The 21,805-nt window shown below is 71.2% G+C and carries 40 protein-coding genes; 38 read left to right on the top strand and 2 right to left on the bottom strand.

Annotated features, from left to right (window positions below):
* The first annotated feature begins 147 nt into the window (after positions 1-147).
* From MXD62_RS19610 to MXD62_RS19505, 22 genes are all read left to right on the top strand, one after another.
* Entirely contained in the window at positions 148-651 is a 504-nt protein-coding gene (locus MXD62_RS19610; protein ID WP_248830973.1) for a hypothetical protein, read from the top strand.
* 403 nt (positions 652-1,054) lie between these two features.
* Positions 1,055-2,170, top strand: a complete 1,116-nt coding sequence (locus MXD62_RS19605; RefSeq protein ID WP_248830972.1) for a hypothetical protein — start codon at positions 1,055-1,057, stop codon at positions 2,168-2,170.
* The gene (locus MXD62_RS19600; protein ID WP_248830971.1) at positions 2,167-3,036 is read left to right on the top strand and encodes a hypothetical protein; all 870 of its coding nucleotides are present in this window, start codon (positions 2,167-2,169) and stop codon (positions 3,034-3,036) included. Before MXD62_RS19605 ends, MXD62_RS19600 begins: the two co-directional genes overlap by 4 nt.
* A complete protein-coding gene (locus MXD62_RS19595; protein WP_248830970.1) occupies positions 3,033-3,224 on the top strand; it encodes a hypothetical protein in 192 nt (63 codons plus the stop codon). Before MXD62_RS19600 ends, MXD62_RS19595 begins: the two co-directional genes overlap by 4 nt.
* A complete protein-coding gene (locus MXD62_RS19590; protein ID WP_248830969.1) occupies positions 3,221-3,454 on the top strand; it encodes a hypothetical protein in 234 nt (77 codons plus the stop codon). The genes MXD62_RS19595 and MXD62_RS19590 overlap by 4 nt, the downstream gene beginning before the upstream one ends.
* Positions 3,454-3,870, top strand: a complete 417-nt coding sequence (locus MXD62_RS19585; RefSeq protein ID WP_248830968.1) for a hypothetical protein — start codon at positions 3,454-3,456, stop codon at positions 3,868-3,870. Before MXD62_RS19590 ends, MXD62_RS19585 begins: the two co-directional genes overlap by 1 nt.
* A gap of 52 nt (positions 3,871-3,922) precedes the next feature.
* The gene (locus MXD62_RS19580; RefSeq protein WP_248830967.1) at positions 3,923-4,366 is read left to right on the top strand and encodes a hypothetical protein; all 444 of its coding nucleotides are present in this window, start codon (positions 3,923-3,925) and stop codon (positions 4,364-4,366) included.
* Complete coding sequence (locus tag MXD62_RS19575) at positions 4,363-4,620, top strand: helix-turn-helix domain-containing protein (RefSeq protein WP_248830966.1); 258 nt, start codon at positions 4,363-4,365, stop codon at positions 4,618-4,620. The genes MXD62_RS19580 and MXD62_RS19575 overlap by 4 nt, the downstream gene beginning before the upstream one ends.
* The gene (locus MXD62_RS19570; protein WP_248830965.1) at positions 4,617-4,877 is read left to right on the top strand and encodes a hypothetical protein; all 261 of its coding nucleotides are present in this window, start codon (positions 4,617-4,619) and stop codon (positions 4,875-4,877) included. Before MXD62_RS19575 ends, MXD62_RS19570 begins: the two co-directional genes overlap by 4 nt.
* On the top strand, positions 4,874-5,092 hold the full coding sequence (locus MXD62_RS19565) for a hypothetical protein (RefSeq protein WP_248830964.1): 219 nt from the start codon (positions 4,874-4,876) through the stop codon (positions 5,090-5,092). The genes MXD62_RS19570 and MXD62_RS19565 overlap by 4 nt, the downstream gene beginning before the upstream one ends.
* Positions 5,089-5,433 (top strand): hypothetical protein, encoded by a 345-nt coding sequence (locus tag MXD62_RS19560; protein WP_248830963.1) that lies wholly within the window; start codon positions 5,089-5,091, stop codon positions 5,431-5,433. The genes MXD62_RS19565 and MXD62_RS19560 overlap by 4 nt, the downstream gene beginning before the upstream one ends.
* Positions 5,430-6,119, top strand: a complete 690-nt coding sequence (locus tag MXD62_RS19555) for a hypothetical protein (protein WP_248830962.1) — start codon at positions 5,430-5,432, stop codon at positions 6,117-6,119. Before MXD62_RS19560 ends, MXD62_RS19555 begins: the two co-directional genes overlap by 4 nt.
* Positions 6,112-6,321 (top strand): hypothetical protein, encoded by a 210-nt coding sequence (locus MXD62_RS19550; RefSeq protein ID WP_248830961.1) that lies wholly within the window; start codon positions 6,112-6,114, stop codon positions 6,319-6,321. The genes MXD62_RS19555 and MXD62_RS19550 overlap by 8 nt, the downstream gene beginning before the upstream one ends.
* On the top strand, positions 6,314-6,535 hold the full coding sequence (locus MXD62_RS19545) for a hypothetical protein (RefSeq protein ID WP_248830960.1): 222 nt from the start codon (positions 6,314-6,316) through the stop codon (positions 6,533-6,535). The genes MXD62_RS19550 and MXD62_RS19545 overlap by 8 nt, the downstream gene beginning before the upstream one ends.
* Entirely contained in the window at positions 6,528-6,743 is a 216-nt protein-coding gene (locus tag MXD62_RS19540) for a hypothetical protein (RefSeq protein WP_248830959.1), read from the top strand. The genes MXD62_RS19545 and MXD62_RS19540 overlap by 8 nt, the downstream gene beginning before the upstream one ends.
* The gene (locus MXD62_RS19535) at positions 6,736-7,011 is read left to right on the top strand and encodes a hypothetical protein (RefSeq protein WP_248830958.1); all 276 of its coding nucleotides are present in this window, start codon (positions 6,736-6,738) and stop codon (positions 7,009-7,011) included. The genes MXD62_RS19540 and MXD62_RS19535 overlap by 8 nt, the downstream gene beginning before the upstream one ends.
* On the top strand, positions 7,008-7,277 hold the full coding sequence (locus tag MXD62_RS19530) for a hypothetical protein (protein ID WP_248830957.1): 270 nt from the start codon (positions 7,008-7,010) through the stop codon (positions 7,275-7,277). Before MXD62_RS19535 ends, MXD62_RS19530 begins: the two co-directional genes overlap by 4 nt.
* Entirely contained in the window at positions 7,274-7,624 is a 351-nt protein-coding gene (locus MXD62_RS19525; protein ID WP_248830956.1) for a hypothetical protein, read from the top strand. The genes MXD62_RS19530 and MXD62_RS19525 overlap by 4 nt, the downstream gene beginning before the upstream one ends.
* Before the next feature lie 3 nt (positions 7,625-7,627).
* Entirely contained in the window at positions 7,628-8,008 is a 381-nt protein-coding gene (locus MXD62_RS19520) for a hypothetical protein (protein ID WP_248830955.1), read from the top strand.
* Between the two features lie 163 nt (positions 8,009-8,171).
* Positions 8,172-8,468 (top strand): hypothetical protein, encoded by a 297-nt coding sequence (locus MXD62_RS19515; RefSeq protein WP_248830954.1) that lies wholly within the window; start codon positions 8,172-8,174, stop codon positions 8,466-8,468.
* Positions 8,455-8,964: a hypothetical protein gene (locus MXD62_RS19510; protein ID WP_248830953.1), complete on the top strand. Its 510-nt coding sequence runs from the start codon at positions 8,455-8,457 to the stop codon at positions 8,962-8,964. The genes MXD62_RS19515 and MXD62_RS19510 overlap by 14 nt, the downstream gene beginning before the upstream one ends.
* A 147-nt stretch (positions 8,965-9,111) precedes the next feature.
* The gene (locus MXD62_RS19505) at positions 9,112-9,291 is read left to right on the top strand and encodes a hypothetical protein (RefSeq protein ID WP_248830952.1); all 180 of its coding nucleotides are present in this window, start codon (positions 9,112-9,114) and stop codon (positions 9,289-9,291) included.
* A gap of 52 nt (positions 9,292-9,343) precedes the next feature.
* Here the strand turns inward: MXD62_RS19505 and MXD62_RS19500 are convergent, their stop codons facing one another.
* Together MXD62_RS19500 and MXD62_RS19495 are read right to left on the bottom strand one after the other, a co-directional pair.
* Positions 9,344-9,514, bottom strand: a complete 171-nt coding sequence (locus MXD62_RS19500) for a hypothetical protein (protein ID WP_248830951.1) — start codon at positions 9,512-9,514, stop codon at positions 9,344-9,346.
* A 40-nt stretch (positions 9,515-9,554) separates the two neighbouring features.
* Positions 9,555-9,941, bottom strand: a complete 387-nt coding sequence (locus MXD62_RS19495) for a DUF6011 domain-containing protein (protein ID WP_248830950.1) — start codon at positions 9,939-9,941, stop codon at positions 9,555-9,557.
* Positions 9,942-10,073: 132 nt separating this feature from the next.
* Here MXD62_RS19495 and MXD62_RS19490 point away from each other — a divergent pair, with 132 nt between their 5' ends.
* From MXD62_RS19490 to MXD62_RS19415, 16 genes are all read left to right on the top strand, one after another.
* Entirely contained in the window at positions 10,074-10,289 is a 216-nt protein-coding gene (locus MXD62_RS19490; protein ID WP_248830949.1) for a DNA-binding protein, read from the top strand.
* On the top strand, positions 10,282-10,545 hold the full coding sequence (locus MXD62_RS19485) for a hypothetical protein (protein WP_248830948.1): 264 nt from the start codon (positions 10,282-10,284) through the stop codon (positions 10,543-10,545). The genes MXD62_RS19490 and MXD62_RS19485 overlap by 8 nt, the downstream gene beginning before the upstream one ends.
* Positions 10,542-10,934, top strand: a complete 393-nt coding sequence (locus MXD62_RS19480; RefSeq protein ID WP_248830947.1) for a hypothetical protein — start codon at positions 10,542-10,544, stop codon at positions 10,932-10,934. Before MXD62_RS19485 ends, MXD62_RS19480 begins: the two co-directional genes overlap by 4 nt.
* A gap of 59 nt (positions 10,935-10,993) precedes the next feature.
* Positions 10,994-11,467: a hypothetical protein gene (locus MXD62_RS19475; protein ID WP_248830946.1), complete on the top strand. Its 474-nt coding sequence runs from the start codon at positions 10,994-10,996 to the stop codon at positions 11,465-11,467.
* Positions 11,442-12,941, top strand: a complete 1,500-nt coding sequence (locus MXD62_RS19470; protein WP_248830945.1) for a terminase family protein — start codon at positions 11,442-11,444, stop codon at positions 12,939-12,941. Before MXD62_RS19475 ends, MXD62_RS19470 begins: the two co-directional genes overlap by 26 nt.
* 151 nt (positions 12,942-13,092) lie before the next feature.
* Entirely contained in the window at positions 13,093-14,859 is a 1,767-nt protein-coding gene (locus tag MXD62_RS19465; protein WP_248830944.1) for a hypothetical protein, read from the top strand.
* On the top strand, positions 14,856-15,524 hold the full coding sequence (locus tag MXD62_RS19460) for a hypothetical protein (RefSeq protein ID WP_248830943.1): 669 nt from the start codon (positions 14,856-14,858) through the stop codon (positions 15,522-15,524). Before MXD62_RS19465 ends, MXD62_RS19460 begins: the two co-directional genes overlap by 4 nt.
* Positions 15,525-15,589: 65 nt before the next feature.
* Positions 15,590-16,111, top strand: coding sequence for a head decoration protein (locus tag MXD62_RS19455; protein ID WP_248830942.1), 522 nt, complete (start codon positions 15,590-15,592; stop codon positions 16,109-16,111).
* 3 nt (positions 16,112-16,114) lie between these two features.
* Positions 16,115-17,170, top strand: a complete 1,056-nt coding sequence (locus MXD62_RS19450) for a major capsid protein (protein ID WP_248830941.1) — start codon at positions 16,115-16,117, stop codon at positions 17,168-17,170.
* Positions 17,171-17,183: 13 nt separating this feature from the next.
* On the top strand, positions 17,184-17,462 hold the full coding sequence (locus MXD62_RS19445; RefSeq protein WP_248830940.1) for a hypothetical protein: 279 nt from the start codon (positions 17,184-17,186) through the stop codon (positions 17,460-17,462).
* Position 17,463: 1 nt separating this feature from the next.
* Positions 17,464-17,715 (top strand): hypothetical protein, encoded by a 252-nt coding sequence (locus MXD62_RS19440; protein WP_248830939.1) that lies wholly within the window; start codon positions 17,464-17,466, stop codon positions 17,713-17,715.
* Positions 17,716-17,789: 74 nt separating this feature from the next.
* The gene (locus tag MXD62_RS19435) at positions 17,790-18,098 is read left to right on the top strand and encodes a hypothetical protein (RefSeq protein WP_248830938.1); all 309 of its coding nucleotides are present in this window, start codon (positions 17,790-17,792) and stop codon (positions 18,096-18,098) included.
* 3 nt (positions 18,099-18,101) lie between these two features.
* Positions 18,102-20,411: a hypothetical protein gene (locus tag MXD62_RS19430; protein ID WP_248830937.1), complete on the top strand. Its 2,310-nt coding sequence runs from the start codon at positions 18,102-18,104 to the stop codon at positions 20,409-20,411.
* A 1-nt stretch (position 20,412) separates the two neighbouring features.
* Positions 20,413-20,577, top strand: coding sequence for a hypothetical protein (locus MXD62_RS19425; protein WP_248830936.1), 165 nt, complete (start codon positions 20,413-20,415; stop codon positions 20,575-20,577).
* A complete protein-coding gene (locus MXD62_RS19420; RefSeq protein ID WP_248830935.1) occupies positions 20,577-21,530 on the top strand; it encodes a hypothetical protein in 954 nt (317 codons plus the stop codon). The genes MXD62_RS19425 and MXD62_RS19420 overlap by 1 nt, the downstream gene beginning before the upstream one ends.
* A complete protein-coding gene (locus MXD62_RS19415) occupies positions 21,523-21,771 on the top strand; it encodes a hypothetical protein (RefSeq protein WP_248830934.1) in 249 nt (82 codons plus the stop codon). Before MXD62_RS19420 ends, MXD62_RS19415 begins: the two co-directional genes overlap by 8 nt.
* Positions 21,772-21,805 lie beyond the last annotated feature (34 nt).

Genomic DNA, 21,805 nt, shown 5'->3' with positions numbered 1-21,805 from the left:
CCGGTTCGTGGCGGCCTGCTCCCGAGGCCGTCGAGTGGCTGATGGGGTTCCCGGAGGGCTGGACGGACGTCGAGTAGGGCGGCTGGGGAACGCGGTGGTGCCGCAGGTCGCCGAGCATGTTGGCCGGGTCCTCATGGCCGGTGCGGCGTGACCGCGGCTGCGCTGGGTCGCGTGGGCCAGGCCCTCGCCGACGCGCCCGGACGCACCCCCGACGAGCGGTTCGCCGTGCTCGACCGGGAGCTGGGCGCGGCGCTGGCGGCGGGCTGGCGGGTGCCGGGGCATGGCCGGCCGCGGGGACGGACCGCGTTCGTGGCGCAGCCGTGCGGGGCGTGTCCCGAGCCGGTGGAGCCGGGTGGGCATCGCCGTCCGGAGTTGACGTGGTGGCACGACACCCGGGTGTGCCGTCGGGAGCGGAACCGGCAGCGGTCGCAGCGGGCCCGGAACCGGGAGGCCGCGCTGGCGGCGGCGGTGGCGGCCTGGGCGGACACGCCGGAGGTGCAGGCGGCCCGCCGGGAGCTGCTCGAGCGGGAGCTGGCCGCGTACGAGCGGGACCGCCGCAGCCCGGGGCCCCGCCCGCGGCGTCAGCGGGCCCGTACGGGGCCGGCGGAATACCTGCGCCGGCTGGCCGAGGAACGGGCGGAGGTGGCCTGACGACTACTCGGGGGATATCGAGAAATGACCCAGGTGTTGTACATCCCCGGGTATTTGGAATGCCATTAAATGCCAGGTTCCGGTGCCCGAACAGGCTGGTAGGGCTGGTGTTGGGATGGTGCCGGTGTGCGGGCCGGAGTTCACAGGAAGGAACACGGGTGCACGCCGGGAATGACCCCGTACGGGGTAAGCTGTTGGAAGTCTTCGAGGTGTCCCACCGGGCAGTTAGAGCCTGCCCGGTGGGAACCCGCCTCGCGGCGATGCGCCATCCCGATTCCCGTCGGGTGACGCGCAGCACCACCCCTTTGATGCGACTCAGAAAGAGCGGTGCAATGCCGATTCTGCCATGCCGACGCGTCCGCAGACGCGCCGACGTCGACTCCGTCACCATCGGTGGCGTCGAGTGAGCATCGAAGCGATGAACTGGGTGCTCAACGACGCACCCGAAGTCCCCGCGTCCCTGGCCATGACCCTGATGGGCCTCGCCAACCACGCCGGCCCCGACGGCCGCGGCGCCTACCCGAAGGTCAAGACCCTCGCCCGGTACGCCCGCAAGACCGAACGGTCCATCGCGTGGGACCTCGACGACCTCCTCGACCTCGGGCTGATCCGCATGGGCGAGCAGGAGCTGGTCGACCACCTCCCCGAGGGCAAGCGGCCGAAGGTCTACACGCTCGCGCTGGAGAAGCGCCGTGACCCGAACAAGCCGGAGAAGCTCGCGCAGCGAAAGGGCCGGAAGGCCAGCCGGGAACGGACCGCGCAGAAGAAAGCCGAAGAGGCCGCAGCCACCCCTGACGCAGAGGACACCCCTGTCCCCGGGGACACCTCTCCGGACGATTTGACCTGTCCCCAGGGTCACCCCACCCCTGTCCCCGGGGACACCCCCACCCCTGTCCCCGGGGACGTAAGTGACCTGTCCCCGGGGACGCCGCCCCTTATAAGGAATGAACCACCCTTGAACCGTCCTGTTGAACCGTCCTTTGAACCGTCTATGGCGCGCGAGCACGCCGAGACACACACGGCGGACGACGACGGTCAGACCTCGCTGCTTCCCGACGAGCCCCCCGCGGCACCGCCGGTGCCGACCCCGAAGCCGAAGCGGCCCCGCCGCACCAAGGCCGAGCAGGCAGCCCGCGCCACCCGGATGCCCGAGGACTTCGCGCTCACCGACGGCCGCCGCAACTACGCGATCAAGAAGGGCGTTCCTCCCGCTGCGGTCGAAGACATGTTCGAGCACTTCAAGAACCACCACATCGGCAAGGGCACCCGCTGGGAGGTCTGGGACCGGGCGTGGATCACCTGGGTCCTGAACTCGCCGCGGTTCGGCGGCAGCCGGTCCGGCGGGCAGCAGGCCCGACCCGTGAGCGCCGCCGCCGAACGCCAAGCCGGATGGGCCGAACTCCGCGCCGACCTCGCAGCCAAGAACGGCACCACCCCGCCGCCGAACGCGGACCCCTACACGCAGACCAGCGTTTTCCCCTTCCCCGCCGACAAGATCGTCGAAGGACGGACGGCATGAACGACACCGACCTCGTCGAGCTCCTCGAACTGATCGACGCCTACTCGCCCGGGTTCGGGTCCAAGGACCGGCAGAAGGTCGTCTTCGCCGTCTGGGCCGTCCAGATGCAGGAGATCCCCACCCGCGTCGCCACCGACGCCGTGCACACCTACTACGCCACCGAAAGCCGGTGGATCACACCGGCGGATGTCCGCCGGTACGGCGCCGCCAGCGCCGGAGTTCTCCCGCCCGACACGGCCACGGCGCAGACCCAGGCCATCGAGCTGTGGAACTGGTACCAGCGCGCCCGGCCCGGGTGCCAGCCCGACCCGGACAGCCGACCGAAGATCCACCCGGCCACCGAGGCAACGATCAAAGCCGTTGGCGGCATCGAGAACGCGATCAACATCAACCGCTACGACTGGCGTGACGCCTACCGGGCGCAGGTCGCCGCCTTCGAACAGCGTGCCCTCGCCCCCGGCGGCATCCTCACCGCTCGCCGCGAGGTCACCGCGCTTCCTCCGGCACCCCGTCCGGCACTCGAAGCCGTCCCCGACCCGGAGGACGCCGAGACCTTCGAGCGGGCCGCCGAGCTCCGCGCCGCCCGCGGCGACAGCACGGCACGGCTCGACCAGGTGATCGCCGAACTCGGCGACGACGCCCGGTGGCTCCTGCCCCGCAACGCCCGGATCGAAAGCCGGTTCGGGCAGGCCGCGCTGCGCCACAAGCTCCGCGACTACGGCGCCGAGCAGGACCCGGACGAGGCGCTCCGTATCGCCCGGCTGGAGATCGCCCGCCATCCCGGTAGCGGCGAGGCCGTCAGCTCCGAGGCGACCAAGCAGGCCGCGCTCCGTGCCCTCGAATCGATGATGGCGGCCCAGCAGTGAGCCCCGAAGAGATCGCCGCCGACGAGCTCGCGTTCCACCAGGCCACGCACTTCGTGGGCCCGGAGATCGTCGACTTCTACGCGCAGAAGTACCTGCGCCGCCGGCTGGTCGACCTCACGTTCGACGAGGTCAAGGACCTCATGACGGTCCACCTCTTCGAGCTCGACCTGGCCGGGTGGCTGTCATGACCGCCGCCGCCACCGATGCCGCGGTTGAGCTGACCCGCTGGGCCGCGAACACCACCCCGACCAAGCCCCGGAAGCGGATCTACCAGCTCACGGACGAGGACGACTACGCCGCCTGGCTCGACCAGCTCGCCGCCCGCATGGCCGACGACCGCGCAGGCGCCGAGCGCGCCGTCCGCAAGCCGACGACGTGGCGGCCCCGGCCCGAGACCCGCGAGAGCGAGGCCGCCTGATGGCCACCTTCGGGAGCGCGGACGACTTCGACCCGCTCGACGCCCCCCTGCCCGGCCCGCACGACCGGCCCCGCCCGTTCGTCGCCAGCGCCGCCGTCTGGGACCCGGCCAACGTGCCCGACGGCAGCTCGACCCAGGTGAACCTCGAGACCGGCGAACTGATCCACATCCCGCCGTCCGAAACCCGCCGACGCCGGCTCGAAGCCCGCCAGCGGGTCCACGCGGCACGCCTCGAGGCCGAACGCAACGAGCAGGCAAACCGCAACCAGCGCGGTGCCGCTGCCGCACGGGACGCACTCCCGGCCCGGCCCACCCCGATCGGACTGATCCGCGACCACCGCCCGCTGTCGATCAAGCCCTCGGGCCCGGTCGGATTTATGAAACCCGCCACCGAAAGTGCAGGCCAGACCGCATGACCGCGACGGCCGGAAAATATTATTACCTTGATCGATTCGGGAGCTGTGGCGCATGACCACCATTGCCACGTCCCGCTGCCGGTCGTGCCAGGCCAAGATCCGATGGGCCCGCACCGAGACCGGCAAGGCCATCCCGATCGACGCCGAGCCCACTCCCGACGGGAACGTCACCCTTTCCGGCGGTGCCGCCATCCTCCGGGAAGCCGCGCCTGTCATCGCCACCGTGCACGCCGTCGGCACGCCGCTCGAGGGCCCGCGCTGGACGTCGCACTTCGCGACCTGCGCCCAGGCCGCCCAGCACCGGAAGCGCCCAGCCCCGGAGCCCGCGGCCACCCCGGCACCAGCCCTCGAGGCCGAGCCCGCCGAGCGCCGCCCCGACTGGGCGCCCTGCGCAGGCTGCGGGCACCGCGTGATCAACCCGGCCGTCGGCGAGCCGCGGTGCCCCGGCTGCCAGCCCGAGCTGCCCGCCGGCATCACCCGCGTGGACCAGCCATGAGCGCGCACCACTCCGACCCGAACGCGGACACGCTCCTCGACCAGCTCGCCCGCGCCGTCCAGCTCCGGATGGACCTCACCGGCGCATCGCTCCGCCAGGTCGCCCGCGAAACCGGCATGTCGGTCTCCACGGTCTCGCGGTTCCTCGCCGGCTCCACGATCACTCTCGACGGGACCTGCGCTCTCGCACGGTGGGTCGGCCGGGCGATCCGTCTCACGGATCCCGAGCGGGCACCCGAAGGGCCGTCGGCATGACCGGCCGCGACGAGCACCAGATGGGCCCGCCGCCCGGCTACGTCCCACGGAAGCTCCCGCCACCGCCACCCGCCGACGAGCGCACCCGGGACGCCGCCCTCCGCCGGCTCCGCGACCTCCTCGCCCCGCTCGGCACCCGCTGTGGTCGCGAGGGCTGCGACCACAGCACCACCGTCCACCGCCACCGCAACCCCAGCGCCGCCCACTGCGGGGTGCGCGACTGCGGCTGCACCAGCTACCAAGGAGCAAACCGATGACCGACCCCGCGCCGATCCGCGCAGACCTGTACATCCACGGCGACGTCTTCGGTGACGCCACCGTCTGGGCCCACGACACCACCGCCGACCTGTGGTGGGTCGCCGAAGCCGACGGCGACGAAGCCGGCTGGTCGCGCGGCCACGCACCGAACCGCGCGGAGCTGACCCCGCTGGGCACCGCCGAACTGCGCCGCGCGGCGATGGCGTCCCGGTGAGCCGGGGTCTGCCGGGCAGCGGCCGGCGCACCGTCCGCCGCGTCCGCATCGCACCCGCCGCCGAGCCGAAGGCCGACGGCAACCGGGCCGCCCGCCGCGCATGGAAGCGCTGGGAGGCCCGTAACGCCACGCAAGCCGCATTCCCACCCGAAGACACCAGCGACGCCGGAGAAGCCGCCCACGGGGCAGCTGGGCGGCACGGCGGCCCCGTCGTGCCGCACTGGCAGTACGCCGACCGCAATGAACCCGGCGACTGGTGCCCACTCCACGACGGCGACGACGGCCCCTGCTGGTGCCCCGACGACAACCCCGACACCACCGAGGAGACCGAGACCCCGTGACCGACCAGACCCAGACCAGCAACCCAGCCACCGCCGCAGCCCCCCGAGATGTGACCGCCACCGTCACCGTCGCCGGCTCGTTCGCCGCCAACTACGCCCACGTCGGGTTGGCCGCCGCGGTCGCCACGATCGCGTCCGAGATCGACGTCATCGACGCCGCCATCGAGATGCACCGCCGCGAACCGGCCAGCGAGCCCTACGGCCAGGCCCTCGCCCGGGAGATCATCGCCGAGCTGGACGCCCACGACCTCGCCCACCAGGTCGCCAGTCGCACCGCCGACTACCTGCACGTGATGGAGCAGGAGCGCGCCCGGCAGCAGGCCGCCGACGGCCTCGACGACCAGGACGGGCCCGTCACCCGCGCCGCCCTGTACGCCGCGCACACCCCCTGGCCGTTCATCACCGTCTGGGCCACCGACGGCGACCGCTGGTGGCAGGTCGCATACGACGGCGACGTGGACGGCATCGGCTGGACCGAGGTCCCCGTCCCGGACGACAAGGGCCTCCTCCGGATCCCGGGCTGGGTCGAGATCCCGCAGGCCACCACGGACGACACGACCACCCGCGCCGAACTCGAACGGGCGTGGATGGCCTGCCCAGTGATCCACGCGGAACTGCCGTGCGACACCTGCGGCTGGCCGGGCGCGGACGCCCTGGCCGCCAGCGAGGAGCAGACCAGTGCCTGACACCACCGACGCCGACCACGACATCGAGATCAGCCGTGACCAGTGGCTCCGCGTCAGCTGGCGCTGCGACACCTGCCGGTGGGTCGGCCACAACATCGGCAGCGAGATGACCGCCCGCGCCGAACACACGAAGATCGCCGCCGACATCGCCAGCGGCAAGCTCCGCCCGGCCGAGACCAGCGAGGAGCAGACCAGTGCCTGAGCAGGAGACCACCGTCCGCGCGGACCAGCTCCGCCCCGGCGACCGCATCGAGTACGCCGGCGCCTGGCGCACCGTGCACACGGCCACCACCGTCACCACCCTCCGCACCGAGGAGGGATGGCGGCTGGACTACGAGGCCGACCAGGAGCTGACCGTCCGCCGCCCGGAGCCCGCCCCGGCCGAGACCAGCGCCGAGGGAGACGGGCGTGGCTGAACTGCGCGTCGAAGGCGTCCGCACCTACACCGACACCAGCACCGGCGAACTCACCGCCGCCGAGATCACCATCCAGTGGTCCGCGATCACCCCCGGCGACCCGCAGGGCCACCGGGTCAGCCCCGACGAGATCCCCGCCGACGTCCGCCGCGCCCTGCTCCGCTGGCTCGGCCACGTCCCCGAAACGGAGGCGGAGCGCCGTGCCTGAGCACACCCTCGCCGTCACCCTCACCGCACCCACCGACGAGGCACTCGGCGCCGTCGACGCCCAAGTACAAGCCGCCCTGGCGTGGGGGATCTGCACCACCCCCGGCGCCACCGTCACCGTCGCCTGCGACTGCGACCAGACCGCCCTGGTCGCCGAGTCGAGCACCGGCGAGCTACGCACCGGCGTCGGCCTGTTCGGCACGGCCGTCTACCTGGCCGCCGCCGGCATCGTGCTCGTCGCCATCGCCCGAGGGGCAGGCATCCTGTGACCGGCCGCGCCCACCTCCGCCCCGTCGACACCCCGGCCCCGCAGCCCGAACCGATCGCCGAAGAGCGCATCGAGTGGGGCCACGTCCTCGGCGACTTTCCCGGCCGTGAGCAGTACGGCGACCGCGACGACATCCACCACTGCTGGGACCTCGACACCCGCGCGCCCAGGACAACCCCATGCGACCGGACGACGATGAACGGCTTCCCGATCCGCCACATCTGGCGCCGCGTGATCACCACCAAGTGGCAGGACGGACAGCCGTGAGCGCCACCGAGGGCACCATCCGCGCCTGCGACCACCCCGGATGCGACGCCACCTACGACGCCGCAGCCGTCATGGAGGGCAAGGCCAGCGCCACCGGATGGACCACGGACCCGTCCCGCGGGGAGCACTGGTGCCCCGCCCACCGCGACAACCCGCCCGCCGCCGCGCGGGACCGGCTGCGCTGGCAGTACGGACCTTGCTGGCACGAGGTCCTGGCCAGCCAGCCCGGACGGTGGGCACGGGAAGACCTGCGAGCCTTCCTGACCTGCCTGCCCACCACGTCCGGCATCTGGCGGCGCATGGCCGCCGAGGTGCTGGACGCGCTCGACACGACGGAACGGACCTGACCCATGCACAAGATTGCGAACTGCACCCCGCACGACATCCGCCTCATGTGGTCCGACACCCCCGACCAGATCGACGAGCACGACATCGACCAGTGGACCCGACACGTCATCCCCGCACCCGACGGACCACCCGCCCGCATCGGTGAGATCGACCTCGGCAGCCAGCCCTACGAGATCGACGGACTCGGAACCCTCCAGATCGAGCTCGTCGAGTACAGCCACGTCACCGACCTGCCCCCACAGCAGGAAGGCGTGCTCTATGTCGTCTCGCACATGCTCGCCGTGGGCATGCCGTCCCGCGGCGATCTGCTCGTCACGTACCGGGCGGTGCGCAACCGGAACATGACCACCATCGGGTGCCGGCTCCTCGCGAGGCCCGTGTGATCGCCTTCGTCGCCCGTGTCCGCCGCCCACGGCCAGCACCCGCAGCCACGCCCGTGTGCGACGGCACCCACCCGGCCGCCGCCCTCACCGCCACACCCGCCGGGCTCAGCCGCACGTGGGTCCAGCGGTGCCGGTGCGGCGCCGCGCTGGGAGTGCTGGAGCCATGAGCACCGCCACCCCGCCACAGGTCCGCCCCGGCGAAGAAGCACCACCCGCCGTCTGCAGCCGCTGGATAGGACCCGGACCCTGCGGAGCCGCCGCCACCAGCCACATCATCTGGAGCCCCGACGGACAGAACAGCGCCGTCTGTCCCACCCACACAACCGAAGCCCGCTACCACTGGGCCTACCTGAGCTCGCACCCCTACCGGCCCGCCTGCACCCACGGCACCGAGCACTACCAGCCCGACCTGGACCGGTGCGTCACGCCCGCCGAGGAGGCCACCCGTGCCGACACCTGAGCCGCGCGAGCCCGTGGTGGTCGTCATCGCCACCGACGAGATCCCCCGCGGCATGTACCACAGCCTCACAACCGCGCTGGCCGAAGCCGCCGCCGATCTCGGCATCGGCATCGGCTCCTACCTCCAGCCGGCCGACCAATACCGCAACGACTCCGCCGAGGCCAAGGTGCACCAGCTCCGCGCCCGGGTCGCCGACCTGAAGGGGCACGTCCGTCAGGCCGAGGTAGAACGGCAAGCCGCCTACCAGCTCGCCCAGGCAGCCGAGAAGCGCGCCGACGAGCTGCTGTGGATCGAATCCACCAGCTGCTGCGGCGACCAAGCCAACCAGTACGGCGTACGCGCACGCAACGCCGAGGCGGCCGTGGAACGGGTACGGCAGCTCGCCCGCGACCGGTGGCGGTACGTAAACCCAGACCAGCGCAAGATCGGCCCCGCCGAGCTGATCGCCCACCTCGACCGCGCCGGCGTGCCGGCCGAGACCAGCCCGAGCGACTGACCCCGGGCAAACACTCGCCCCGGACAGCCACGCGACGCCACACGGCAACACCCCAACAACACCCGGCAACCCCACCTGACAGCCCCCCCCACCAGGACGGAAGCTCCCCTACCACACCAGCGAACACAGCCACGTCCGGGGGGACACATGAACCGAAACCAGCTCACACTCGGCAACGCAGCACTACGCGTCCGAGTCGCACCCCGCGTCATCGTCGCGCTGATCGAAGGCCAGCTCCTCCCCGCACAGTGGACCCGACACGGCTGGATGATCAACCCTGACGACCTCGACACCATCATCAGCAAAGTGTGGAACTGGGCCGCCTGACCCGGACACGACGAAGCCCCCGCGCACGGCGGGGGCAAGTCGAGGCGGGACGTCAGGCGGCGAGCTGGTACAGCTCACCGGCCATCCCGATCAACCGGATCAGCTGCTCGTCGGTCATCACCACCACCGTGTCCCGGGCGGCCTCCCAGTCGTAGCGACGCCCCCCAGTAGCAAGCGCCGCGGTCAGCGTCTGGCGGTAGATCTCAACGAGGTGCTCGCGCATGATCATGTCCTCTCGTGGTGGGGATCGGTGGCCGGGCCGGTCAGGCAGCAGCGACGTAGGCGACGGTCGGCATCGGGACCGCGACCCGGCGGACAGGCCGCCGGCCACCGACCCGCAGAGCCACCGCCGCCGCGTGGTAGCAGCGACGACCGACCAGCCCGGCCGGGCAGTTGCATTGCCCGGTCACCGCGGTCCGGTAGACCTCGCCGCGGTGCCCGACCGTCAGCCACACGCGGCGGCCGCGCAGCGGGATGACGCCGCCGAGCTCGACCAGCTCGACCGCGTCCGCGACCTGCGTCGCGCTGTGCGTGGCCTCGATGGCCGCCTTGCGTGCGCAGGTGGGGCCGAAGCCGCGGGCGACAGACTCGGCGGTACGGAGCGCCCGACCGCAGCGACCGCAGGTGGTGTGAGCGGTGGTGGCGGTCATTTCGGCTCCCCGTGGTGTGGTCCGTCGTGCTGACACCTAGGACAGTAGTAGACGACCTGTCTTGTGGTCTACCTATCCACCACAACATGTGACCAACAGACAAGGAGACAGTTCGTCCACTAGACTGGACTCATGACCAAGCCCCTACGCCTCATGGCCGCAGGCGAAATCGCCACCGCGCTAGGAGTCGGCGCCGCCCGCGTCCACGCGATCATCAAGGACCCCAAGCTCGGCTTCCCTGACCCCGTCGACACACTGAAAGTCGGCAAGATCTGGCTCGCCGAAGACGTCGAAGAATGGATGCGCGCCCACGGCCGGACGCCCACCAAGGAGAAGACCGATGCCTGACCTGCGCGCCGCACTTTCCAGCCCCACAGCCCGCCAAGCCGTAGCCGACCAGCTCAACGAAGCCGCCGCCTGGATGCGCCTCATGAGCATCAGCGGCACCGCCGACAGCAAGCACATGACCGCGGCCGCCACCGAAGTCGAACGGCGCTGGGACCTCTACCGACAGCGCGCCCCCGCCCTGGCCCCGGTGCACCCGAACCCGCGACAGGTGATCATCGACAGCGTGTACCGCGACGTCCGGGACGGCCTGCTGTGACCGACCTGCGCGCGGCGATCCTCGAACGGGTCGACCAGCTCGAACGTGACGCCGAACTCGCCATCGGCATGATCCACGGCCGTCCCTACGACTTCGACGCAGACCCGCGCGCCCACTGGATCGCAGCTAAAGGCGACATCTGGTGGGCATCCCCACGTGGAGAGCTCATACCGGTCGCTGAGGTAACAGTCGGGTCCGGTAGGCCCAACCACATCGCCACCTGGGACCCGGCCGCCGTCCTCACGCTCTGCGCCGGCGCCCGGCAACTCCTCGACTGGGCATCCAGTGACGGAGCCACACTCGGCACTGCCTGCATCGCACCGGAGGACGCCGTGCTCGGCCACCTCGCCCGGATGCTCGGCATCGACCCGGACGGAGACCACGCCTGACCTGGCCATGTCAATATTGACCATGGATCGTTGACGGACCAGCAGGCCGGAGGTGCACGGTGGCGATGAGCGAGGAAGGCCAGCGACGCGCCGACGAGATCCTCCGGCTCCGCAACCAAGGCATGCCGTTTGCCACGATCGGCGACCGGTACGGGATCACCCGGCAGCGCGCACACCAGATCTGGCAACACGCCCTGGCCGCCATCCCGGCAGAGGCCGTGCACGAGGCGCGGGCGCAGCAGTCAGAGCGGCTCGACGGCCTACTCGTCACCGCCCATGAGGTTCTCGCCCGGGAGCACATCCATGTCTCCCAGGGCAAGGTCGTGCTCCACGATGGCGTGCCCGTCCGCGACGACGGGCCGACGCTGGCCGCCATCGGGATGATCGTCAGGATTGAGGAGCGGCGCGCTCGGCTCCTCGGTCTGGACGCCCCGACCAAATCCGAGGTACGGACGATCGGGCAGATCGAATCCGAGATCGCCGGCCTGGAGGCCCAGTTGGCCGCGAATGACCGAGCCGACCAGTCTGCTTGAGCGGCGCCTGGACCTGCTCCGCCGGGAACGGGAACTCCGCGCCCAGGTCGACGCCGCCGAGCAGGAGCGCCCCAAGACGGAAGACCCGTCACCCGGGGCCCTTGCCGCACGGATCACCCGCGGCAGGGAGATGCAGGCTCGTCACCTCGACCTCATCGACTCCGCGTTCGTCGACATCGCCGAAAGGCGCACAGACCGGGTAGCCCTCTTCATGCCACCTCGAAGAGGAAAGTCGAGACGGGCCGCGCGGTGGGGTGCGCTCTGGTATCTGCGCCGCTTCCCCGAACGCCGGGTCGTCATCGCCTCGTACGCGGCCGGTCTGGCGGAGGAGCACGGCCGGTGGATCCGAGACGAGCTCGCCAGCGGTGACCACGGCATCAAGCTGCGCCCGGGTTCCCGCGCGGCGAACCGGCTGGACATCGACGGGCAGGACGGCGGACTGGTCGCGGTCGGCATCGGCGGTGGACTGACCGGTAAGGGCGCAGACCTCCTGATCATCGACGACCCGGTGAAAGACCGGAAGGACGCAGACAGCCCGACGATCCGTAAGTCGACGTGGGAGTGGTTCACCGACGTAGCCAGTACCCGACTGCACCCCGGTGCCGCCGTGGTACTGATCCAGACACGCTGGCACGAAGATGATCTTGGTGGCCGGATCCTGGCCCGCGAGGCCGACGAGTGGCGGGTGCTCACCCTCCCCGAGCTCGCCGAGCGCGATGATGACCTGCTCGGCCGGCCGCGCGGTGAGCCGCTGTGGCCGGAGCGGTACGACCTGGCCGCAGACCTGCGTACCCGGAAGTCCCTCGGTGGCCGGTCGTGGAACGCGCTGTACCAGCAGCGGCCCGCAGCGCCGGAAGGAGCGGTGTTCAAACGGGCGTGGTTCCGCTGGTGCAACGAAGCCGACATGGGCACGCTCGGCGTGGTCGCCGTGTCCGTCGACCCTGCGATCACCGACGGGGACGATGCGGACGACACCGGCATCGTCGTCACCGCCCGCGGCACCGGCGACCGGCGAGACGACGCGTTCGTGCTCGCCGACCGGACCTGCCACGACACCCCCGCCGGATGGGGACGCGCGGCCTGCCTCGCCGCCATCGACCACCAGGCCGACGCGCTCGTCGTCGAGGACAACCAGGGTGGGCAGATGACAGCGTTCGTGCTCCGCACCGCATGGCAGGCGCTGGAGAAGGAACGGCGGACCCGCGGCATGTCGATGCCTGCCGTGGTGCGGGTGCACGCCCGGGACGGGAAACGGATCCGTGCCGAGCCGATCGCCGCTTTGTACGAGGCGGGTCGGGTGTGGCACCACGGCGAGCATGCCGACCTTGAAGATCAAATGTGTTCGTGGGTGGGAGACAAGGACAGCAGCCCCGACCGGATGGACGCCGTTGTGACGGGCATCTCATGGGTGCTCCGACTCGGGCATCAGGTGCGCAAGAGCAAGGTCGGGGACCGGCGTCTCGCGTCCCGCTGAACCGTCACGTTCCGGAACGCCACGTGTCCGTAACCTGTGGATAACCGCCGTTCTGGGGCCCGATAATGGAAGTGTATCGGGCGTTAAAGCCCAGGTTTAGGGTTACGCTACGATCATCCGCAGACGGACAGCAACCCGGGAGGCCGCGCGCGTGGGGATCGTCAAGGAACTGATCCTCGACGTCTGGTCCTTCCTCGGTTTCAAGCAGGCGATGGGCGACGGACTCGCCGCCCCCAAGTCCGCCGCCTGGCGCCCACCGCTGTGGACCGGCGAAGAAAACCACCGCCGCCTCACCGGCTACCACCTCCTCGAGGCGTACGACCGCAACACCGCCCGCCGCTTCCGCGAAGCCCTCGGCGGCGAGGTCAGCGACGTCCGCGAGTACGGAGACGCCCACCTCCTCAACCGGGTCGTCATGGCCGCAGTCCTCGGCGACAAGCAGACGATCATCGTCCCTGGTGCGGAGAAGAAGCCCACCGGGGACGACGACACCGACGCCACACGCGCCCAGCTCGAAGCAGCGCAGACTTGGTACCGGGACTGGTGGAAAGCCGAACGCGGCCCGCTCAAGCTCCACCGCACCGAGCGGCGCGCCGTCAAGCTCGGCAACGGGATCTACACCCTCGGCTGGGATCCGACCGCCACCCGGGTCCGGCTGCGCGATTACGACCCGGGCATGTACTTCCCTGCCTGGCGCGACGACGACGAAGAGTTCCCGTCCCGGGTGCACATCGCCTGGCAGATCGACGACCCGCAGAACCGGACGATCATCCGGCGGATCACGTGGGATCTGCGCGACGCAGACGACGGCGCCGAGCGCACCTACCCGTGGCGTGACCAGCCGACCCGAAAGATCTGCTACCTCACCGACGCCACGTTCACCCTGGACCGCGCCCGCGGGCAGACCATCGACGACCTCGACCCGGACACCGCGACCTACCGTGCTGACGACGACGGCCTCGTCAGGGACCGTGACCTCGGCATCGACTTCGTGCCGGTCGTGTCGATCACCAACACGATCGACGACGGCGACGGCTGGGGCGAACCCACCATCAGCGCCGTCGCGCAGGTCCTCGACGACCTGAGTCAGACCGACACCGACATCCAAGCCGCCGGCGCCACCGCCGCGAAACCCGTCGTCATCGTCTCCGGTGCCAGTCTCGGAGGGGAGCGCCTGGCCTACGCCCCCGGCGAAGTCCTCGAGGTCGGCGACGGCGCTGCCACCATCATCGACACCAGCCGCTCACTCGACGCGCTGATCAAACAGTCCGAGCGGCTCGAAGACCGCATGTCCGTCAACGCACGGACCCCGGCCGCGCTCCTCGGCAAGGTCGCCCCGTCCGACGTCCCATCCGGGATCACGCTCGCGCTCGGCATGGGCCCGCTCGGCCCGATGATCGAAGAGATGCGGCTCGCCCGCGGCGACAAGTACGAGCTCCTCTACACCTTCCAGCGCCGCATGTCCCTCGCCGGCGGGGCCAAAGGCGTCCCCGCAGTCGACGTCCCCGCACAGCTGGCGTTCGGCTCGTTCCTCCCGCAGGACAAGGCGGCCGCCGTCGACCTCGTCCGCAAGCTCATCGGTGGGCCCGGAGACACACCGCTCGTCCCGCTCGAGCTCGCCGCCGGGATCCTCATCGGCGCCGGGTTCGACGTCGACGACGCTCAGGAGATGGTCCGGCTCATCCGCCGCCAGGACTACGCCGCGGCGCTCCGCCTGCTCGACGCCACCGGCGATGAGGAAGCGGTGCGGGAGCTGCTGCACAGCGGCGACCTGCCTGACCTGTCCGGCCCGCCCCCTGAGCCCCCGCAGGGCATGCCCGCACCTGGCATGCCTCCGCAGCAGACACCGCCCGGTCAGCCCGGGCCGGCCACCAACCAGCCCCCGCAGAGTGCGGACAAGGGAGCGCAGCAGAAGTGACCGACGACCAGAGCACCGGCACCGACCAGGGCACCGCCGCCGGCAGCAGCGACGCGGGCCGCACGTTCACCCAGGCCGACCTCGACCGCATCGCCGCCCGCGAGAAGGCCCAGGGTCGGAAGGCGGCCGAGCAGGCGTTCGCCGACCAGCTCGGCGTGTCCGTCACCGAAGCCGCCGACATCATCAAGGCGCACCAGCAGCGCGCCGACGCCGACAAGAGCGAGATCCAGCGCGCGACCGAAGCCCGAGAGCAGGCCCTACGAGACGCGGACACCGCCCGCGCCGAAGCCACACAGGCCCGGCATGCCGCCGCTGTTGAGCGCGCCCTACTCGTCGCCGGTGTCGCCCTCCCCGAAGCGGAAGCCGACCGGGACACCGCGCTCGCCCGTGTGGCCCGCCTGGTCGACGCCGAGCCGGGCGCGGACACGGCCACCATCGCCGCGGCGGTCGCCGGCGTGAAGACGCAGTTCCCCGGCCTGTTCGGTCAGCGTGCCGCGGCTGGTGGCGCCGCCGGTGACCCCGGGCCCGGCCCGCGCGGTGGTGGGCAGGGTGGCGGGGGAGGCATCGCTGCCGGCATCGCCCGTGCCCAGCAGGCCGCCGAGAAGCGGCCCGCCGGCATGACCCTCGAAGGCACCCGACCCGTGTTCGACTACCGTCGCACCTGATCAGCTACTCTGATCGGGACACGGCCACCCAGGGCCTGAGCTGGGACTGAGGACCCGCCCTCCGCATGCGGGACGCGATGACCATCTACCGCGTCCCGGAGGGACCGTTGAACCTCAACCCCAACAGTCAGACGTTCAGCAAGCCCGAGGACCACTCCTGGCTCCGCTCCGCTGACGGCACCCAATACCCCATCTCGATCACGCTGGACTACAGCCTGTTCGGCAGCACCCCGTTCCCGGGGCTGATCGTGCGATCCGGCACCGTGCTCGGCAAGGTCACCGCCAGCGGCAAGTACGGGCCCTACAAAAGCGATGCCTCGGACGGCACACAGCTTCCCGTCGGGTTCCTACTGGCCACGATCGACCTGACCAACGGCGGCCTCGTCACCGCCGGCGCCGACTCCCCGGCTGCGCTGCTGTGGCGTGGCGCGATCGTCGCGGCTAAGGTCCCCCAGGGCACCGGCAGCTCCGCGACCACGCCCGGTGCGCTCGACTCCGTCGCGACCACGTTCCCGACGGACCTCACCGCCGTCTCCGCCGTAGAGGCCGCAGTCATCCAGTTCCTCTCCCACTTCAAGGTGCTGTGACCCATGGCGATCCTTCACGACCTGGTCGATCTCGCCGAAGTCACCGGCTACGCCCGCGGCGTCTTCATCGAAGCCGAGCGGAACCAGTGGGGTCTGCTCTCGCAGCTCCTCCCCACCCAGATGACCGTCGAGGTCGACCTCCGCGCGGTCATGGCCGACCTCACCGACGAAGACGAAGCGGTGATCCGAGCCTGGGACACGGAGTCTCAGATCGTCGGCCGTCAGGGTGCCCGTCGGGTCAGCTTCGAGATCCCGCCCATCTCCCGGAAGTCGCGGGTCGGCGAGGAGGAGCGGATCAAGGCCGTCGGTCTCGGCCGGGTCGGTGGCGACGCGCAGGTCATCATCGACGCGATCTACCGGGACGCCGAGCGGCACGCCCGCAGCATCGCCGCCCGGTGGGCGCGGCTGCGTGCCGACGCCCTGTGGGACGCGGCGATCACCATGACCGAGACCACGGACCGGGTGATCCAAACCGTGTCCTACGGCCGGGCCGGTGGGCACACTGTCACCGCTTCCACCCTGTGGACCTCGGCGAACGCTGCGACGGCCACGCCGATCGATGACCTGCTGACCTGGCAGGAGACCTACATCACCGATGTGGGTGTGGCCCCCGCCGGGATCATCGCCACGTCCAAGGTGCTCGGTGGCCTGCTGGTCAACAACCAGATCAAGAGCGTGCTCCAGATGCCGTCCGGTGGGCCGGCGCGGGTCACGATCGACGGCCTGCAGTCCGCGCTGGCCAGCTACGGTCTGCCGCCGCTGATCACGTTCGACTCGCAGACCCGCCGCGCCGGGACGAAGACCCGGCTCACGAACGCGAACAAGATCCTGTTCGTGCCGCCTGCCGACGAGCCGCTCGGGAACTTCTTTGTCGGGCCCACGGCCGAGTCCCTCGAGCTCGTCGAAGCCGGGACCATCGCCGGTCCGGACGCCCCCGGCCTGGCCGTGGTCGTCGACAAGACCACCGACCCGGTCGCGATCTGGACCAAGGTCGCCGGCGTCGGGTTCCCGTGGATCGCGAACCCCGACCTGACGTTCCTCGCCACGGTCACGAGCTGACGGAGGTCTGAGCATGGCGACCAGCAGCAAGCCCACCACCCCATCCCGGGCCCGGCGGAAGCTCGCGGCCAACGTCTACATCCGCGACGAGGACGGGGCCGGCGGGCAGTGGTACGGCCCGTCCTACCCGGAAGCCGGAGACCCGCCCGCCGAAGCTGCGGCCGGCCTGCCTGACTCGGCGTTCGACGTCCGGGCCACCTGGCCGACGCCGGACGACGCGGCCCGGGTCGGCCTCGATTACGGCGGCGGCCCCGACGTGTCCCGGGTCCACCGCGACGACGAGGGGGCCTGACATGGCCACTCGTAGCAGGCCGGGGCGTCGTGGCCGGGGCCTGGCCCAGGGTGACGCGAACCAGCTCCGCGCGGCATCCGGCACCCGTACCGGCCGCAGGGTCGCGAACGCCTCCCTGACCGCGTCGGGTACCCGCCGCAGTGGTGGCGGGCTGGTGTCCGGTGACGGCGTCATCGCCTACGTCGGCGCCCGGCAGCGTGCCACCCCGGCCGAGCAGGTCGCGATCACCGAGGCCCGTACCCGGCTGGGCTGACCGGCCCCGTAGATCTCCCGCCGCCCGGCCCGCACGCCGGGCGGCGGGATCACACCCGCCGAGAGGGGTGACCGGTGGCGCTGACCGCCGACCAGCGTGCGTTCGCTGAGACCTACCTCGGCAGCACCTTCAACGAACCCACCCTTGAGGCACGGCTCGCCCGCCTCGGGGACATCGGGTATGCGGTCCGCGAGCAAGTACAGGTCCAGCTTGCGACGTTCAACAACCAGCCCGACAGCATCAGCATCCCGGGCGAGTACGCGCAGACCATCGGCGGTAGCCGCGCCGGCCTCGAGGCTGCTCTCTCCGACCTTCCCGTCCCGCCCGGTGCGCCCGGTGGGGCGCGGGTGATCCCCCCTGACATGTCCCGTTGGAGGCGCTGACCGATGGCCCGCCGGATCTTCCCTGACAGCGGTGACCGGCTGACCTATCAGACGTTGGACGAGTCGTTCCGGCCCGTCCCTGCGGGCATGGCTGTGGCGGTCTACACCGACCCTGCCGGGACGATCGCCGCGGACTGTCTGCACGCCAACGGCGACCCGGTCGACGTCGGACATCCGCTGGTCGTCGACGCCTACAGCCGCCTGCCGCTGTGGCAGGGCCCGGCCGATGGCACGGACACGTTGTACGTGATCGTAGCCGGCGGGGTGCCAACCGCCGTGTACGCCAGGGTGGACGACCGGATCGACGCGCTCACCGTCGACGTGGCGGACGTCGTCTCCCGGATGGACACGTACGGCGTGGTGGTGCCGTGGGCGGCCGGCGACATGCTCGCCACGATCCAGGCGGCGATCACCGAGCGGGACGAGTCCGGCGGCGGCAGCGTCCGGCTGGGCCCGCACGACTACCAGATCAGCGGCACGCTCGACGTCCCCAACGGGGTCGTGCTCGTCGGCGACAGCGACATCGGCGGGACCACGATCACGTGCACCGGGTCGAACATCCCGATCGTCACGCTGGTGTCCGGGTACAACGGCGTGGTCGACATGCGGATCCGCTACCAGACCTCACAGGTGGTCGGGAACACGGCGGCGATCGCGATCCGCCTGCACAACGCGTTCAAGACGAGGATCGAGCGGGTCACGATCCTTGGCGCCTACAAGGGCATCGGTCTCGCCACCACGCTCGGCTCCACCTACCTGGCGTCCTGCTCGTTCCGGGATATCGAGGTGCTCGGCTGGACGGGGTGGGCGATCCACCTCAACGCCATCACGAACACCTCGACCGGCAGCCGGTTCGACAACATCTACCTGCACAACAACCCGTCCGGTGGCCGCGACCAGGCGCAGGGCGGGATCTTCTTCGGCAACATGAGCGACACCACGATGTCGACGATCAACGTGGAGCACTCGAAGCTCTCCGATCCGGCGCTCGCACTGTCCAGCGTCGAGAACATCGTGGTGGACGGGCTGCACCTGGAGGGCCTGGAGCCGAACGCCGACTTCGCCGGGCTGATCGGCCTGTTCGGGAACACCACCTCGGTCGTGTTCCACCAGGTCATCAGCACGTTCTCGTACATGTTGGATGCCAACTTCGGCAACAGCATGCCGTTCTTCAAGATCGACAATGGGGTGCGGCTGCAGGTCTACGGCCTCAAACAGCGAAGCTGGACCATCGAGACCAGGGCGCTTCCGCTGGTCTACGGCACCGCCGATCTCACCACCGCCAACGTGTGGATGCGCGACGTCTCCTACACGGCGTTCACGACCACCCTCGCCGGCTCGACCACGAACCCGTACCGGGAGTACAACGAGCGACTGCCGACGGTCCGCATGGGCGCACTGACCGGGAACTACGGCCTGCTCGCCGTCGGCGGTTCCAACCAGGCGCAGTACACGCCTCCGGGAGGGAGCCCGACTGACCTGCTCGTCGCGTCCGGCCTGTCCTCGGCCAGCCCCGCCGCGCTCGGCTCGGCCACCGCCGGCAGCTCGGTCGCCCCGGCCCGCGGGGACCACGTCCACCCCACGACGGGCCTACTCCTCACCTCGAACCTGTCCGGGTCGGCCGCGCTCGCGCTCGCCGCGTCCGCATCGGCCGGATCGTCCGGGGACACCTCCCGCACAGACCACGTGCACCCGACTACGGGCCTGCTGCTCACCAGCGCGCTCGGCGCATCCAACGCCGTCGCCCTCGGCACCGCAGGGCCCGGCGTGGCCACCGCGGTCTCTCGCGAGGACCACATCCACCCAACGACCGGGCTCCTACTCACCGGCGCGCTGTCCTCGGCCACACCGGGAGCGATCGCCACAGCCGGCGCGGCGGGCAGCTCCTCGAACGTCTCCCGCGCCGACCACGTCCACCCATCCGGCGGCGGGGACTGGACCGCCTACACCCCCACCCTCGGCAACGTCACGGTCGGGAACGGCACGTCGGCCGGCAGGTACAAGCTCCTCGACGCCAAGACGATGGCTTTCCGGACGATCTTCACGTTCGGATCCACATCCGCGTTCACTGGCAACGTTTCCGTCGGCCTACCCGGCGGCGTCACCGCAGAGACCGGCACGCTCCAGCGGTGTAGCGCGCGAGCTTTCGACTCGTCCCCGACCGCGATCTACTACGGCATCGCGACGGTGAACGCCACATCGGTGGCGTCGATCATCGTCACGTCGGGTGGTACCGACGTGAACGCCACGACGCCGATCACCTGGGCGACGGGCGACACGCTGTCGGTCTGGGGAATCGTGGAGCTGGTCTGACATGCCCGTACCCAGCGGCGGAGTACCGCCCGACAGCCTCAACGACCTCGGGAGCTGGGTCGAGGTCGGGCACCCGGACACCTACGCGACGACGACCATGCTCCGCGCGACGTGGGTGCAGTTCTGGGCGTCCAAGGGCTGGTTCCTGGTCGCGAGCCTGCCCTGATGCCGCAGCCACCCGAGAACGCCGCCGACGCCGCCGCGCTGATCGCCGCCTACGAGGCCGCGCAGCGCGTCATCGACAGCGCCGTCCGCGCGCTGCGGGACCGGCCGACCGCCGCGCAGTCCCGCCGCCAGCACCCCGAGATCCGCATCGGGGTCGACGTCGTGCTCGACGCGATCGGCGTGCGCACCAGCGAGTGGGCGGCCGAGCGGCTGCCCGCGGTCGCCGCCCGCGGCGCGGCTGCTGCGGTGGCAGTCCTGCCCGACGTCGCCGAAACGGGGATCGATCCGGCTGCGGTCGTGGCCGATGTCGCCGACGAGCTCGTCCAGGCCCTCGCGCGCGCCACCGACACGGTCCGGACCAGCCTCGCCGCGATGCTCCGCGCGGTCGCCACCGATCCGCAGCTCGCCGCCGCGGTGCGCGTCCGCGACGTGGCCCCTGCGCTGCGACGCCTCGAGCAGCTCGCCGACGGGGTGTACGCCGTCCGGTACGCCAACGGCACGCGGATGCCGCTCGGGGCGTACGCCGACATGCTGATCCGCACCATCACCGCCAGGGCGTACAACGCCGGCACGCTCGAGGCCGCCCGCGCGCACGGCGTCGGCGCGGTGCAGGTCGCCGACGGGCTCGGCTGCCCGTGGCCCGGCGGCGGCCACGGCATGCCGCCCACGGCGGACGGGCTGGTCGTCTCGGTCGCGCTCGCGGAAGAGCACCCGATTGCTCACCCGAACTGCCAAAGATCGTTTACCTTGCTGCCGGACATCACGGACCAGTCCGCGCTCGACGACGGCGAGCTCGACACCGTCGAGCCGGTCGACCCCACGCCGGTGGACACGGCCGGCCAGGCCGCCGCCCGGGCGGTCGTCCGGACCACCGTGGCCCGGTACCGGGCCCGGCTCGAAGCACGCGCACGCCGACTCGCGGCCCGCCGAACCCGAAGGAGCACCAATGTCTGAGCAGGACCCCACCGCCCCGATCCCCGTCCCCGGCGAGTTCGACGGCCGCCACCCCGGGACTCTCGGCCTGCTGCGCTTCTTCACCTGGGCGCACCTGCCCGCGCACCTGCAGGACGTCTCCCGGCCCGTCGGTGAGCTCGCCGAGCAGATGGTCCGGACCCTGCCCGACGGGCCCGAGCTGACCGCCGGCCTGCGGAAGCTGCTGGAGGCGAAGGACTGCTTCGTCCGGGCGCGACTCTGACGTGGCTGCCGAGCAGGTGACCGATCTGGGCGAG

The organism is Frankia sp. Mgl5 (assembly GCF_023242985.1).
GTDB lineage: Bacteria > Actinomycetota > Actinomycetes > Frankiales > Frankiaceae > Parafrankia > Parafrankia soli.
Note: the sequence above shows the minus strand (reverse complement) of the source record. Positions and strands in the feature narration are given on the sequence as shown.